Origin of the sequence: Fulvimarina manganoxydans, from assembly GCF_900176465.1 — a bacterium.
Taxonomy (GTDB): Bacteria; Pseudomonadota; Alphaproteobacteria; order Rhizobiales; family Rhizobiaceae; genus Fulvimarina; species Fulvimarina manganoxydans.
The window spans coordinates 554,854-569,366 of the sequence record NZ_FWXR01000001.1; the positions used below are offsets into that span (position 1 = coordinate 554,854).

The window sequence follows — 14,513 nt, forward strand, 5'->3', positions numbered from 1 at the left end:
GCCTGTCGCTGCAAGCCCTTGCGGGCGCGCTGGCAGAGGGGTAACCGAGGTCAAGATCGACGCGATTGGGCGATAGGCAAGGGCAGCCGAGACGGGCGCCCACCGCTCGGACGCAAACTCGACGAGAGGGGTCGTTCCGCCGTGTTGTCGCGTATGATGAAGAGCGAGCCACTTGAACTATCCCCCCGCCGAAGCGCGGGCGTCAGCTTCGCCGCAAGCCTGTCTTACAACGGCATCCGCCACCATTTCGGCTCGAAACAGGTTCTGAACGGGATCGATCTGGTTGCCGAGCCTGGCGGCATCCTTTGCCTTCTCGGCCCGTCGGGATCGGGCAAAACCACCCTTCTACGGATTGCAGCCGGTATCGAAAGGCAGACGGACGGCCGGCTTTATCTGAACGAGCAGGAGATCGCGGGGCCGGACGTGTTCCTTCCGCCCGAGCAGCGCGGCGTCGGGCTGATGTTCCAGGACTACGCGCTGTTCCCCCATATGACGCTCGCGGAGAATGTGGCCTTCGGGCTGACCGGACTTTCAAGCCGGGCGCAGAAGGAAGCGGCTGGCACCGCGCTCGAGCGGGTGGGGCTCTCTGCTCGAGCAAGCCAATATCCCCATATGCTGTCGGGCGGCGAGCAGCAGCGCGTCGCTTTGGCCCGCGCGCTCGCGCCGCGCCCCTCGGTTCTTCTGATGGACGAGCCCTTCTCCGGTCTCGATTCGCGCCTGAAGGATACGGTTCGAAGCGACACGCTGCAGATCCTGCGCGAGACGCGCGCAACTGCCATCGTCGTCACCCATGACGCGGAAGAGGCGATGCGCATGGCCGATCGAATCGCACTTCTGCGCGATGGCCGGCTCGTGCAGGTCGGAACGGCCGGCGATCTCTATCGCCGACCGGCCGATCTTTTTGCCGCCGGCTTTTTTTCCGAGCTCAATGTGGTCGAAGGCGAGGCAAGGGGCGGGCGCGTGATCACGCCGCTCGGACCCGTCGCTGAGACGAATCGGCCCGACGGCACCGATTTGACGGTCGCGGTCCGCCTCACCGGGCTTCGGCTCAACGAGGCGCAGGACGGAATCATCGGGCGGATCGTCACACGCAGATTCCTCGGGGGTGTCGATCTATTCACGGTGGTTGTGGAAGGGATCGACGAACCGTTGCGTTCGCGCATGCGGGCTGGGACGATTTCGCCCGAAATGCGCGATGTCGTCGTTTCAGTCGACCCTCAAGACGTGATCGTGTTTGAAAAAGCCGGAAATGATCGCTAGTTAGCAGTGGTTATTCAGGCGATGCCGCGCCGCGACGGTCCGGCTGAGTGGAGAAGATCATGGGTAGCTTCAGCATCTGGCACTGGTTGATCGTGCTGGCGGTCGTTCTTCTGTTGTTTGGTCGCGGCAAGATCCCCGAATTGATGGGTGATGTCGCCAAGGGCATCAAGAACTTCAAGAAGGGCATGTCTGACGACGATCAGCAGCAGGCGACGCAGGAGCGCCGTGAGATCGACAACCAGCCTGGCCAAACTGTGAATCACGAGACCAAGAGCGAGAAGTCGACGGTCTGAGGACCAAGTCGATTTCTTCGACGGAATCACGATGCGGCGCGGCGAACGATCGTCGCGCCGAAACGCGGCGGGTGAGGGCGTCTTGCCGAACCGCGCGACTTCGAAGAATGGAAACGGATGCCGGTCTGGGGCGACCCGGACCAGGGGCCGTAGGTCCGAGGGCTGACAATGTTCGATATCGGCTGGGCCGAGCTTATGGTCGTGGCGGTCATCTTGATCGTCGTGGTCGGCCCGAAGGACTTGCCGCGCATGCTGCGCACATTCGGTCGGGTCACGTCGCAAATGCGCTCGATGGCTTCCGATTTCCGCAAGCAGTTCGACGAAGCCTTGAAGGACGCAGAACTCGACGAGGTCCGAAAGACGGCCTCGGATATGCGTAAGCTCGATCCGCGTCAGCAGATGCGTGACGCGCTCAATCCCATGCGCCAGATCGGCGATGATATCCGCTCCTCTCTCAACTCCGCGACCGAGGCGCCGCCGCCGCGCACCGAGGCTCGAAGCGAGGGCGCCGTGCCGGAACAGCCGGTGAAGACGGGGGCGACAGCCGCAGTGAGCCCCGAAGCGTCCGCGGGCCATTCTGATAGCACCTCTGAGAAGGCGTCCCGCGGCGATGCTGCCGACACGAATTCTGAGACCGAGCGCAAGAGCCAAGCCGTGGAGCGACAGGCATGAGCGGCACCGAGCGTGACACGAGCGAAATCGACGCGTCCTCCGCGCCGCTGATCGAGCATCTGATCGAGCTTCGCAAACGGCTTATCTGGTCGATCCTCGGCTTCTTTATCGCTTTCGTCTTCTGCTTCTTCTTCGCCAAGGGGATCTTCAATCTCCTGGTGATCCCCTATCAGCAGGCGACCGAATGGGCCGGAATCACGGGGCGCCAAGTCGAGCTGATCTATACGGCACCGCAGGAGTTTTTCTTCACCCAGGTGAAGATCGCCGCCTTTGGCGGCTTCTTCCTCGCCTTTCCGCTGATCGCCGGACAAGTCTACAAATTCGTAGCACCGGGCCTTTACCGCAATGAGCGGGCGGCCTTTCTGCCGTTCCTCATTGCAACGCCACTTTTGTTTCTTCTCGGCGCGGCGCTCGTCTATTTCTTCTTCACGCCGATGGTGATGTGGTTCTTCCTGTCGATGGAACAGCAGGGAACCGGCGGGCAGGCCGCGATTCAGCTTTTGCCGCGTGTGTCGGAATATCTGTCGCTGATTATGACGCTGATCTTCGCCTTCGGACTGGTTTTTCAGCTGCCCGTCGTCGCGACGCTTCTCGTTCGCGCTGGCATCACGTCGTCCGAGGGGCTCGCCTCCAAGCGCAAATATGCAATCGTCATTGCCTTCATCGCGGCGGCGATCCTGACGCCGCCAGATCCCTTGTCTCAGATCGGTCTTGCGGTGCCGACGATCCTTCTCTACGAGGTCTCCATTATCGCGGCGCGGATGATCGAGAAGAAGCGCGCCGAACAGCTCGACGGGGCCGACGCTCAGACCGGAAGTTGAGCCGGTCGCACCGTCTTCCCCGTCCGTTCGCGATGGGGAATCATGCTCGATATCAAGTGGATACGTGACAATCCTGCTAAGCTGGATGAGGCGCTCGCCGCGCGCGGTGCCCCGCCTGCGGCTATGGATCTCATCAAGCTCGACGAGCGTCGCCGCGACCACCTGAAGGTGCTTCAGGACCTTCAGAGCCGGCGCAACGAAGCGTCCAAGGAAATCGGCAAGGCCAAGGGCTCCGGCGACCATGAGCGAGCGCAATCGCTGATCGACGAGGTCGCCTCGATCAAGGCCTCGATCCAGAGCGGCGAAGACCTCGAACGGCGTATCGATGCCGAGCTCGAGGAGAAGCTCGCTCGGCTTCCCAATATTCCACTTGCCGACGTGCCCCAAGGCGCTGACGAAGCCGATAATCTCGAGGTCCGGCTGATCGGAGAAAAGCCGGCTCTCGGCTTCGACGCGAAAGAGCATTACGAGCTCGGCGAAGCGCTCGGGATGATGGATTTCGAGACGGCGGGGCGGATTTCCGGCTCGCGATTCACGATCTTGCGCGGTCAGCTGGCGCGTTTGGAGCGAGCGATCGGCCAATTCATGATCGATCTCCATACGAACGAGCACGGCTATGAGGAGGTTCAACCACCGCTTCTGGTTCGCAACGATGCCATGTATGGCACGTCGCAGCTGCCGAAATTCGGTGAGGACCTGTTCATCGGCGCGTCGATGACCGGCCGTTCCGAGCAGACCAACCGGATCCTCGGCGAGCTCACGAGTGAGGCGGATCTCGAACGGTTGAAGTCGGGCGAGGTGAGCTTTCAGGATCTTGTCGCCGAAGTTCTGGAACGGGCTCCTACCGAGGAAGAATATTGGCTGATCCCGACCGCCGAGGTGCCGCTGACCAATATGGTTCGCGAGACGACGCTGACGCAGGATCGTCTGCCGATGCGCCTGACGGCACTGACGCCCTGCTTTCGCTCGGAGGCGGGGTCTGCCGGGCGTGATACACGTGGCATGTTGCGGCAGCACCAATTCGACAAGGTCGAGATGGTCTCGATCACCGATGATCAGACCTCGCTCGACGAGTTGGAGCGGATGACCGGCTGCGCCGAGGAAGTGCTGAAGCGTCTCGGCCTTCACTACCGGGTGGTCATGCTGTGTACCGGCGACATGGGCTTTGCCGCCCGCAAGACCTACGACATCGAGGTCTGGCTTCCCGGTCAGAAGGCCTATCGCGAGATTTCCTCCTGCTCGGTCTGCGGCGATTTCCAGGCGCGGCGCATGGGCGCCCGTTACAAGGTGGAGGGCGAGAAGCAGCCGCGCTTCGTTCATACGCTCAACGGGTCGGGCGTCGCGGTCGGTCGCGCGCTGATTGCCGTGATGGAGAACTATCAGAACGAGGATGGCTCGATCACCGTCCCCGACGTGCTTCGGCCCTATATGGGCGGCCTTGAGCGCATTGGCGGACCGAGCTGATGCGCATCCTCATCACCAATGACGACGGCATCTATTCCGATGGCCTCGAGGCCCTGGAACGCATCGCCGCGCAGCTTTCGGACGATGTCTGGGTGGTTGCCCCGCAGACCGATCAGAGCGGCCTTGCCCATTCCTTGACCCTTTCGTCCCCGCTGCGGCTCCGGACGCTTGGCGAGAAGCGCTTTGCCTTGAGCGGAACGCCGACGGATTGCGTCATCATGGCGACCCGGCGGCTCATGAACTCACCGCCCGATCTCATTCTGTCCGGCATCAATGTCGGCCAGAACGTCGCGGATGACGTCACCTATTCAGGCACCGTCGCCGGGGCGATGGAAGGAACGATGCTCGGCATTCGTTCGATTGCCCTGAGCCAGGCTTTTGATCGCTCCAAACCGCTGAAGTCGCCTTGGGCGACGGCCGAGGCCCATGCGGTTGCGGTCCTCGACAAGCTTCTCAAGGTGGATCTGCCGCGTGGCCATCTTCTGAACGTCAATTTTCCGGCGGTCGAGCCGGAGGCGGTGAAGGGCATCAGGGCGACCCGGCAGGGTGTGCTCGATTACGCACTCGCTTTGGAAGAGCGCCATGATGGTCGCGGATTCCCATACTATTGGCTGAAATTCGGCAGGCAAACCGGGCCGGCCGTCGAGGCGTCCGATCTGGCCGCACTGGCCGATGGCTATATCTCGGTGACGCCGCTGCACCTCGATCTCACCGCTCACCGGCTGCGCGAGACGCTTGAGGAGACCTTCGCGGGATGACCCAGCCGCTCGCCCCACGCGGTCGCGCCGAGTTTCTCGATTGGGTGGATGCCAGCGGTCTCGTCATCACTGAGGCCATGAGAGAGGCGATCGAAGTTGTCCAACGCGACCGCTTCGTTCCCGCCTATTGGGGCGACCCTTATGGACGCGGCAGCATACCGATCGACTGCGGGGAGACTATGCTGGACCCAGAACAGGCGATCCGGCTGTTTGCGGCGACCGAGCCCGAGCCCCATCACCGGGTTTTGGAGGTGGGAACCGGCAGCGGCTATCTCACCGCGCTTCTGGCGAAATCCGTTCTCCATGTGACTTCGCTGGAACGCTACCGCCGCCTTCTAAAAAGCGCGGAAGCCGCTCTTCAGCGTTCATCGATCACGAATGTCTCGCTTTTCGTTGCCGATGGTTCGGAAGGCTATCGGGACGGTGCGCCTTACGACCGGATCGTGGTTCATTCGGCTTTTCCTACCGTCCCGCGGCTCTTCGTCGATCAACTGGTTGCGCAAGGTGCGTTGATCTGCGCTATCGGGCCGGGCGACGGGGAGCAGATGCTGGTTCGGATGCAGAAAGTGGGCAGCCGCTTCGAGCGGCAGAACCTTTGGCCCGTTCGCTATCAGCCGATCGCTTTCGGCACGGCAGAGGTGCTCTGAAGGCCGGGCGGGGGAAGGCTTCCCAAGCCGATCACGCGAATGTGCATTAAGAGGCCGAGTACGGTCGGTCATCTTCTTGAATGATTTATAATTTCCCGGCTCTGACTTTAACCGGGTGGTAAGATTAACGCGGTCTACTGGGTGGCGATTTCCTGCCGCTTAAGGGACAGCAATGCGTATCCGAGTGCTGAGACCGATTACCTACCGCCAGGGGCTGACAAGCGCCATCATCGTCGCGGCCGGGCTGTCGGCCGGATGCTCGAGCGACGTCGCCCGCTTCGACGACGGCTTTTATACAGGAGCCGTGCCGCAGGCGAGCGCACCGAGCCAGGTCGCATCCAACGACATGTACGGGGCCGGCGGAACGACAAATTATCCGGCCAATATCGACCGCACCACGACGGGCTCGATCACGCCGGCTGGCGGCCAGATGGCCGGCGCGAATGCCGGCTATGGTGGATACCCCGCGCCGACGGCGAATGCCGCGCCGGCCGGACAGGTCCAATCGAGCCAGTTGCCTCTGCCGCCCGGCAATCAGCGCACGGCGCCGAGTGACGTCTTCGGCGCGACGTCGACAGCAAGCGCGCCTCAACAGGGTGGGTACCCGGCGAACCCGGCAGAGATGGCAGCCCAGGCCAATAACACCCAGCGTGGCGCGCCGCCGACCACTCTTCAGGCGCAGGCGCGCCATCTGGCGATGCCTAGCCAGCGGCCGAGCCAGCCTACCTCCAATTCGCCTTCAGCATCGCCCCAGGTCGCATCCAATTCGTCCGGTCGGACGGTGCAGGTGGAAAGCGGTGACACGCTGAGCGCGATCGCTCGGCGTTCGGGCGTCTCGGCGTCGGCGATCCGAGAGGCGAATGGGCTCTCTGGTGACACGATCCGGCTCGGACAGAAGCTCGTCATTCCGACGGGCCGGCCGGGTAGCGCTGTGGCGCCAAGCGGCCAGACGAGCGTCGCATCGAATGCGCCCAAGCCTTACACGAAGCCCGAAAGCGGCCCCGCCGCCAAGAGCCCCCAAGCCATCGACGAGCGGCAGACGGCCAGCGTAACGACGCCCGAAGCCTCCAGCGGCAAGTCGGGGCGGCCTCATGCCGCGACCGCGCAGAGTTCACCCGCGCAGGAGACGCGCGTGGCCAATGTCGCACCGAAAGAGACAGTTAGCGCTGCCGCGAAGGAGGGTAGCGGCGCGTCGGCGCCCGCCGAGAGCGGCATTTCGCGCTTCCGCTGGCCGGTGCAGGGCCGTGTTTTGGCGCGGTATGGCGACAAGGTCGGCTCGCGCCGCAATGACGGTCTGAACATCTCCGTTCCGCGCGGAACGCCCGTCAAGGCTGCAGAGAACGGTGTCGTCATTTATGCTGGCGACGGCCTCAAGGAGTTCGGCAACACCGTCCTCGTCAAGCATTCCGACGGTCTCGTGACGGTCTATGGCCATGCCGACAAGCTGAACGTCAAGCGCGGCGACAAGGTTCAGCGGGGTCAGGAAATCGCGCTCTCCGGCATGTCGGGCGACACCGATACGCCGCAGCTTCATTTCGAGGTGCGCAAGGATTCCGCTCCGGTCGATCCGTCGAAATTCCTGAATTGATTCGGGACGAAGAGGTTTGTCCTCTTCGGCGCCAGAGCTTCGTCAGCACATCGTCTGACGAAAACGTGACCTCCATGTCCTGACGGAGGAAACCCGGCCGGTCCATCGCAAGATGGGCCGGCCGATCGCTTTTCAGAAGCTGGTCGCCGCCTTCAGTCGATATGTTGGCCGAGCCGACCCGCCAAATCCTGAATGAATTGATGGGCCACCCGGCCCGATCGGCTGCCGCGCGTGACCTGCCATTCCAGCGCTTCGCGTCGCAATTCGTCTTCTCCGACCGTCAGCCCATAGGCTTCTGCATAGGCATCGACCATGGCGAGATAGTCGTCCTGGCTGCAATTGTGGAAGCCGATCCAGAGACCAAACCGGTCCGACAGGGAGACCTTTTCTTCCACCGCTTCGCCGGGATGGATCGCCGTCGCCCGTTCGTTCTCCATCATATCGCGAGGCAACAGATGACGGCGGTTTGAGGTCGCGTAGAAGAGAACGTTGCGCGGCCGTCCTTCGACGCCGCCCTCCAGCACCGCCTTCAGCGACTTGTAGCTCGAATCACCAATGTCGAAGGAGAGGTCGTCGCAAAACAGCAAGATCTGGAAAGGGGCCTGCCGCATGGCGCCCATCAGCTGCGGCAAATGATCAATGTCTTCGCGCGCGATCTCGACGAGCTTCAAGGGCTTGCGACCCGCCTGACGAGCACCCTCGTTGACCGCTGCGTGAGCGGCTTTGACGAGGGATGATTTGCCCATGCCGCGCGCGCCCCAAAGAAGGGCGTTATTGGCCGGCAGAGCGGCGGCAAACCGCTTTGTATTGTCGAGTAGCAGTTCGCGCGAGCGCTCAATGCCCTGGAGAAGGCCGATCGGTACACGGTTCACCTTCTCGACGGGATGAAGCCGCATAGGCGGCTCGAACACGAAGCAATCCGCCGCCTCGAAATCGAGCGTCGCATCCCCTTTCGGCGCCATGGCCTCAAGCGCCTCTGCGATCCGTTCGAGAAGCGGGCCGAGGCCGGAAAATTCATCCGCTGTCATAGGCGATGAGATCCTTGGGTCGCGTCTATCGTCGGGGCCGGCCAGCCAGCGATCTTGCCGGCCGGAAACGGCATTGGCGGGCTGTCGCACCAACCGGTGTGCCGGGTCAATTCACCAAGGAGCCTTCCGGTCGATCATCGACAGATGAAGCGCCGTCAAACGCAAAAGGCGCCGAATTGTTGCATTCGCATCGGGCGATCGTATATTCCGCCCGCATCCAGCCAAGCGGCTTAGACCGCCCTTTCGCCAACGAGGTATCTTGATGTTCGTCACCGAAGCTTTCGCCCAGGGCGCGGCAACCGCGGCCGGGGGAAGCGAATTGCTCATCAGCATTCTCCCCTTCGTCGCCGTCTTCGCGATCATGTATTTCCTCATCATTCGTCCCCAGCGGTCGCAGATGAAGAAGCGCGAGGAGATGCTGAAGAATATCCGGCGCGGCGACACCGTCGTCACCGGTGGCGGCATCATCGGTAAAGTGACCAAGGTTCTGGAGAATGGCGAATTGGAGGTTCAGATCTCCGAGCAGACGCGCGTTCGCCTCGTTCAGGCCATGGTCAGCGACGTCCGGGTCAAGGGCGAGCCGGCAGCCGCCAATCAGAAGTGACCTCAAAGGGTCAGAAATTACGGCAGGCCGAGCTTTAAGCGCTTTCGTCCTGCCATGATCTTGCGTTAATCGAACACCCTAAAAGACGGCCGGGTCCGCAGGACTTTGGCCGTCGTTTCGGCATTTTGGAAGCCTTCGATGCTCTATTTTTCGCGCTGGAAGACGATCCTCATCTGGCTGGTCGTGGCGGCTGGCGCTTTGTTCGCCGCCCCCAATCTCGTCTCACGCGATACGCTCGCCGGTCTTCCCGACTTCCTGCCGAAAGAGCAGATCACGCTGGGGCTCGATCTGCAGGGCGGCTCCTACATCCTGCTGGGTGTCGATCGCCAGTCGCTCATCAATGAGCGCCTCCAATCGCTTCAGGACGACGCCCGCCAGCAGCTACGCGATGCGCGGATCGGCTATGGCAGCATTTCCGCCAACGGGACGACCGTGACGGTCCGCCTGCGCGATCCAAGCCAAGCAGAAGCCGCACGCGAGGCGCTATCGGATCTGACGGCGCCGATCTCGTCCGGCATGCTAACCGGCGGATCCATCAGCGAAGTGGCCATCACTTCGCCCTCGGACGGTGTCCTGACCCTCTCCTTGACGAATGAGGGGGTCGACTACCGCGTCCGCAGCGCCGTGACGCAATCGATCGAAGTCGTCCGCCGGCGTGTGGACGAGCTTGGCACGACGGAGCCGATCATTCAGCGTCAGGGCGATGATCGGATCATGGTTCAGGTGCCGGGTCTCGGTGACCCTGAGCGGCTGAAGAGCCTTCTCAACCAGACAGCCAAGCTCTCCTTCCGCTTAGTCGATCTCAGCGCCTCGGCCGACGCCGTGGCAAGCGGCGGCGCGCGTCCCCCGGCAGGCTCGGAACTCCTCTACACCACCGACCAGCCGCCCCAGCCGATCTTGGTGCAGCGGCAGGTGATGGTGTCGGGCGAGAATCTCGTCGACGCCCAGCCCGGCTTCGACCAGCAGACCAATCAGCCCGTCGTGAATATCCGCTTCGACAGCCAGGGCGCCCAACGTTTTGGTCGCGTGACCCAGGCCAATGTCGGCAAGCCCTTCGCCATCGTGCTCGACGACAAGGTGCTGTCAGCCCCGAACATTCGCGAACCGATTTTGGGTGGTCAGGCGCAGATTAGCGGCAATTTCACGGTCCAGTCCGCCAACGACCTTGCCGTTCTCCTCCGTGCCGGCGCGCTGCCGGCGACGCTGAACATTCTGGAAGAGCGCACGGTCGGACCAGGCCTTGGCGCCGACTCGATCGCCGCTGGCGAGATCGCGGGCGTCATCGGCGCCGTGCTCGTCGTCGTCTTCATGATCGCCGCCTATGGCTTTCTCGGCATCATTGCCAATGTGGCGCTGGCGGCGAACGTCATTCTTCTTTTCGCGGTGCTGACGGTTCTCGGCGCGACGCTGACGCTGCCCGGCATTGCCGGTATCGTTCTGACCGTCGGTATGGCGGTCGATTCCAACGTGCTCATCTATGAGCGCATTCGAGAAGAACGGCGGCTCGGCCGCTCGGTCGTCCAGGCGATCGATATTGGCTTCCAAAAGGCGCTCGCGACCATCGTGGACGCCAACATCACGACGCTGATCGCCGCCGTCATCCTGTTTTTCCTCGGCTCCGGCCCGGTGCGCGGCTTCGCCGTCACGCTCGCCGTCGGCATCGTGACCACCGTCTTCACAGCCTACACGCTGACGCGTTGGCTCGTCGCCTATTGGGTGAAGACCCGCCGTCCGAAAGCGCTTCCCGACGGCCCGCTGCGGCTGGTTCGCGAGGTCACGCGCATCCGCTTCATGCTGTTCCGCCTGAAAGCCTTCTATCTGTCCATGGTTCTCGTGGCCGCCTCGCTTGTCGCGCTCCCGACGGTCGGCCTGAATTTCGGCATCGATTTCACCGGCGGCTCGGTCCTTGAACTGCGTGCCAATGATGGCGAGGCTGATATCGGCGGTATCCGCGAACGGCTTGCGGAAGCCGGGATCACCGACGTCCAGGTGCAGGAATTCGGCTCGCCGGCCGAGGCACTGGTGCGGATCGGAACGGATCCATCCGCCGGCGACGGGGCGCAGCAGGCGACAATTCAGAAGGCACAGACCGCGCTGCAGTCCGATTATGAATTCCGCCGCACGGAAGTCGTCGGGCCGACCGTGTCGGGCGAACTTGCCTTAGCCGCGATCCTCGGGGTTCTTGCCTCGCTCTTCGGCATCTTGCTCTATATCTGGATCCGCTTCGAGTGGCAGTTCGCCATCGGCTCGATCATCGCCACCGTCAACGATGTCTGCCTGACGCTCGGCTTCATGGTTCTGACCCAGATCGAGTTCAATCTCGCGACCGTCGCGGCGATCCTCACAATCGTGGGCTATTCACTGAACGACACGGTCGTCATCTACGACCGCGTTCGCGAAAATCTGCGGCGTTTCAAGCAGAAGAATCTTGGCGATCTGCTCGACCTGTCCGACAACGAGATGCTGTCACGCACCTTGACCACGTCCTTGACCACGCTGCTGGCTCTAACGGCGCTCTACATCTTCGGTGGCGAGGTCATTCAGAACTTCGTCGCGCCGATGATCTTCGGCGTCGTCATCGGCACCTTCTCATCGATCTTCGTCGCCGCGCCAGTCCTCTATTTCTTCAATCTCCGACCATCGGAGTTCGAGGCCCATAAACGCGACGATCATCAGATCGAAGGGGCAGGAACAGGCCAGGCCAGGTAAAAGGCGCGACGGGTTTTAGCGGCGACGAGCGGCGTTCCTCGAAATTTCATCGGCGGCTCCTTCATGATCCGCCGATGAAACCGTTTGGTGCCCCCGGCCATTAGGCTCGGGGGTGCGAGGCCTCCATCGATGGCGACGTCGACACCGCCACAATGCCCGGCAACGAAAAGGATCGCCGCAAGGACTCATGGCCAAGGGAATCGAGATCAGGCAAGCGCATTTCCCCGGTCGGGCACCGATCGAAGCCTATGGCAATGGCGGATTCCGCTTCGCCGACATGTCCCATCGCGGCTCGATCCTTTGCTTGCCGTCCGGCATCTATGGCTGGAGCGCGACCGCGGACAATCCATTCTCCGGGGACCGTTTCGATCTGATTTTAAAGGAGGCTGAGGATTATCGCTTCCTTCTGTTCGGGACCGGCCCGAATATTCAGTTCTTGCCGCCGGCTCTCAAGGAGCGCCTGAAAAGGCTGAGCATTTCTTGCGATCCGATGTCGACCGGCGCGGCGGTCAGAACTTACAATGTTATGCTCGCCGAACAGCGTCCCGTGGCCGCCGCGCTGATTGCGGTGGATTGAGCGACCGCGGTTGATGGTGTCTTCGAGCGATACGCAAGATGAGAGGAACGCTCTCTTCTCGTTTCTCGAACGGGAGGATCGGGATCGCTCTCTCTCCTTACCCTTCGTGCCTGCTGATCGCCGGACTGCCCTCGCAGCGCTCTATGCGTTCAACGCCGAGACGGCCCGCATCCGTGACCTCGTTAGCCAACCTATGCCCGGAGAAATCCGGCTGCAGTGGTGGCGCGATCTGATCGCTTCGGGCGCGTTCGGTGGATCGGGACATCCGACCGGCGATGCCCTTCTCGAGACGATCTCCCATTACGATCTGCCGCGATCGGCCTTCGATCGCTTTCTCGAAGCGCGCATCTTCGATCTTTATGACGATCCGATGTCGTCGCGAACGGCGTTCGAAGCCTATGCGGGCGAGACTCAGTCGACCTTGATTATGCTGGCCGCAATGGTTCTCTCGCGCCCCGATGCGGGCCAGATCAGCGATGCCGCCGGCCATGCCGGAGTTGCCCAGACGGTCGGAGCCGTTATCCGCGCCTTGCCGCTTCATCGCCGACGCGGTCAGATTTATGTGCCGGCCGACATCCTGTCGGCGTCGGGCTGTACGCCAGAGGCCTTTCTGAAAGCCGAGCCGGAACCTGCATCACGCGCTCTCGCGGCCCTAATCGCCTTCGGCCGGGACCATGACACGCGTTGGCGAGAGCGCGTTGCGGCCGTCCCGAAAGCACTCCGCCCAGCCTTCCTGCCCGCAACCCTGGCGTCGGGCATTTTTCAAGCCGCTGAGAAAGTCGGCATCGGCGCATTCTCCGAACCGATCACGATCGGCCCTCTTCGCAAGAGTTGGCGATTCTGGCGCGCAATGCGCAGCTGAATTCAAGCTTTCGCGCCTTGTTCCAATACCGGGACGCGCGTCAGGCGAGGCGGCTTCGAGAAATTTGGTCCGCGGACATCAGCGGGATATGTACGTGGAGACGGCGAAAATGGCCGCCGCTGTGACAGGCCTTGCGAGAGCTCAGTGTGGCAATGGGGCGTTTGCGGGACCTAGCCTTTGATCCGGAAATGCAGCCGTGACTTATCCGTCCGCTGGTAGGCGACGTAATATTCCACCGGCAGATCGTCCTGATCGAAGCTGATGGATTCGATCTTGACCAAGGCTTCTCCCGGCGCAACGTGCAGAAGATCGGCAATCGCTTCGTCGGCTCTGACCGCCTCGATCCAGCGCTCGGCATGCTTGAAGATAATGCCGTATTGGTGACGCAGGGTCTCGTAGAGCGAACGGTTTTCGAGAGCGATCGTCTCGAGGCTCGGCGCCGCGACAGGCAGGATCGCGGTCGAGACCCAGAGTCGGGGCAGGCGATCGACCACCAGGAGACGTTCGATCGCCACGATCGGCGCATCGATCGCGATGCGCATGAATTTTGCCTCGCGGGCCGTGGCCGGTCGCAGCTTCTGGTCAAGAACATGCCGGCTGATATGGCGATCGGTGCCGCGAAAATCGCTGGAGAAACCGATCGTCGTCCCGACGAAGTCGTGGTCTTCGCGCCCGCCGGCCACGAAGGTGCCCTTGCCCTGGATCCGATAGACCTGACCTTCGACGACGAGCTGGTTCAGAGCCTCTCGGACGACGGTCCGCGAGACGGAAAAGAGATCGCAGAGCTCGGGCTCGGAGGGAAGGCGCGTATGGGCTAGTAACCCTTCGTCGGCGATATAGTCGATGAGAGCTTCGCGCAATTGCGCCCAGAGAGACCCGCTTTCGGCGCTGCGTTGAAGGGGTTTGGCCTGGACGAATGCGGGAGCGGGCTCGTTGCGCATCTGCGCCGCTCCCGAACTCACCGGCTCAGACGGGGATGGCGTCCTCGACGTCTTTGATCGCATGGGCCCCGACATCCACTCTGTAGCGCCGCTCGAGGCATTGGAGACTGGTCTCGATCTCGGCGTCAATCTGGGGTCGCGGCCAATCAAGGGTCTCACCCACGATCCCGCCGACCTCTTCAACGACGTCTCTTCTAGAGCGGGATGACATCGAACTGAGTCGCTGAGGATTCCGCTTTTCTCTGGGCTGTGATTCAACATGCTGGCTGGAAGGAGGCCAGCATGAATG

General features: G+C 62.3%; 15 protein-coding genes. 13 read left to right on the plus strand and 2 right to left on the minus strand.

All coding sequences use genetic code 11. From position 1 onward, the window contains the following. The first annotated feature begins 153 nt into the window (after positions 1-153). From B9A15_RS02500 to B9A15_RS02535, 8 genes are all read left to right on the plus strand, one after another. Positions 154-1,260, plus strand: coding sequence for an ABC transporter ATP-binding protein (locus B9A15_RS02500; protein ID WP_425292942.1), 1,107 nt, complete (start codon positions 154-156; stop codon positions 1,258-1,260). A 59-nt stretch (positions 1,261-1,319) separates the two neighbouring features. Then, positions 1,320-1,553, plus strand: coding sequence for a twin-arginine translocase TatA/TatE family subunit (locus tag B9A15_RS02505; protein WP_084408361.1), 234 nt, complete (start codon positions 1,320-1,322; stop codon positions 1,551-1,553). A 168-nt stretch (positions 1,554-1,721) separates the two neighbouring features. Further along, positions 1,722-2,225: a Sec-independent protein translocase protein TatB gene (gene tatB, locus B9A15_RS02510; RefSeq protein WP_084408362.1), complete on the plus strand. Its 504-nt coding sequence runs from the start codon at positions 1,722-1,724 to the stop codon at positions 2,223-2,225. Continuing rightward, positions 2,222-3,046, plus strand: a complete 825-nt coding sequence (tatC, locus tag B9A15_RS02515) for a twin-arginine translocase subunit TatC (protein ID WP_084408363.1) — start codon at positions 2,222-2,224, stop codon at positions 3,044-3,046. The genes tatB and tatC overlap by 4 nt, the downstream gene beginning before the upstream one ends. A 42-nt stretch (positions 3,047-3,088) precedes the next feature. Continuing rightward, positions 3,089-4,510 carry a serine--tRNA ligase gene (gene serS / locus B9A15_RS02520; protein WP_084408364.1) on the plus strand — a complete coding sequence of 474 codons (1,422 nt, stop codon included), beginning with the start codon at positions 3,089-3,091 and terminating at the stop codon, positions 4,508-4,510. Then, complete coding sequence (gene surE, locus B9A15_RS02525) at positions 4,510-5,268, plus strand: 5'/3'-nucleotidase SurE (protein ID WP_084408365.1); 759 nt, start codon at positions 4,510-4,512, stop codon at positions 5,266-5,268. The genes serS and surE overlap by 1 nt, the downstream gene beginning before the upstream one ends. Continuing rightward, the gene (locus B9A15_RS02530) at positions 5,265-5,915 is read left to right on the plus strand and encodes an rRNA adenine N-6-methyltransferase family protein (protein WP_084408366.1); all 651 of its coding nucleotides are present in this window, start codon (positions 5,265-5,267) and stop codon (positions 5,913-5,915) included. Before surE ends, B9A15_RS02530 begins: the two co-directional genes overlap by 4 nt. A gap of 172 nt (positions 5,916-6,087) precedes the next feature. Further along, the gene (locus B9A15_RS02535) at positions 6,088-7,503 is read left to right on the plus strand and encodes a peptidoglycan DD-metalloendopeptidase family protein (RefSeq protein ID WP_084408367.1); all 1,416 of its coding nucleotides are present in this window, start codon (positions 6,088-6,090) and stop codon (positions 7,501-7,503) included. Between the two features lie 152 nt (positions 7,504-7,655). On the opposite strand, the gene B9A15_RS02540 is transcribed toward B9A15_RS02535, so the two are convergent. Continuing rightward, positions 7,656-8,531: an ATP-binding protein gene (locus B9A15_RS02540; protein ID WP_084408368.1), complete on the minus strand. Its 876-nt coding sequence runs from the start codon at positions 8,529-8,531 to the stop codon at positions 7,656-7,658. Positions 8,532-8,793: 262 nt separating this feature from the next. Between B9A15_RS02540 and yajC the strand changes: the two genes are divergently transcribed. The 4 genes from yajC to B9A15_RS02560 all read left to right on the plus strand — a co-directional run bounded on the left by yajC (position 8,794) and on the right by B9A15_RS02560 (position 13,283). Further along, positions 8,794-9,135, plus strand: coding sequence for a preprotein translocase subunit YajC (gene yajC, locus B9A15_RS02545; protein ID WP_084408370.1), 342 nt, complete (start codon positions 8,794-8,796; stop codon positions 9,133-9,135). Positions 9,136-9,273: 138 nt separating this feature from the next. Continuing rightward, a complete protein-coding gene (gene secDF / locus B9A15_RS02550; RefSeq protein WP_084408474.1) occupies positions 9,274-11,844 on the plus strand; it encodes a protein translocase subunit SecDF in 2,571 nt (856 codons plus the stop codon). Between the two features lie 187 nt (positions 11,845-12,031). Next, positions 12,032-12,421 (plus strand): Mth938-like domain-containing protein, encoded by a 390-nt coding sequence (locus tag B9A15_RS02555; RefSeq protein WP_084408372.1) that lies wholly within the window; start codon positions 12,032-12,034, stop codon positions 12,419-12,421. A gap of 13 nt (positions 12,422-12,434) precedes the next feature. Next, positions 12,435-13,283, plus strand: coding sequence for a phytoene/squalene synthase family protein (locus tag B9A15_RS02560; protein WP_084408374.1), 849 nt, complete (start codon positions 12,435-12,437; stop codon positions 13,281-13,283). Between the two features lie 170 nt (positions 13,284-13,453). On the opposite strand, the gene B9A15_RS02565 is transcribed toward B9A15_RS02560, so the two are convergent. Then, positions 13,454-14,224, minus strand: coding sequence for a GntR family transcriptional regulator (locus B9A15_RS02565; RefSeq protein WP_170923135.1), 771 nt, complete (start codon positions 14,222-14,224; stop codon positions 13,454-13,456). On the opposite strand from B9A15_RS02565, the gene B9A15_RS22805 reads away from it, so the two are divergent. After that, positions 14,217-14,432 (plus strand): hypothetical protein, encoded by a 216-nt coding sequence (locus B9A15_RS22805; protein ID WP_170923136.1) that lies wholly within the window; start codon positions 14,217-14,219, stop codon positions 14,430-14,432. The genes B9A15_RS02565 and B9A15_RS22805 overlap by 8 nt on opposite strands. Positions 14,433-14,513 lie beyond the last annotated feature (81 nt).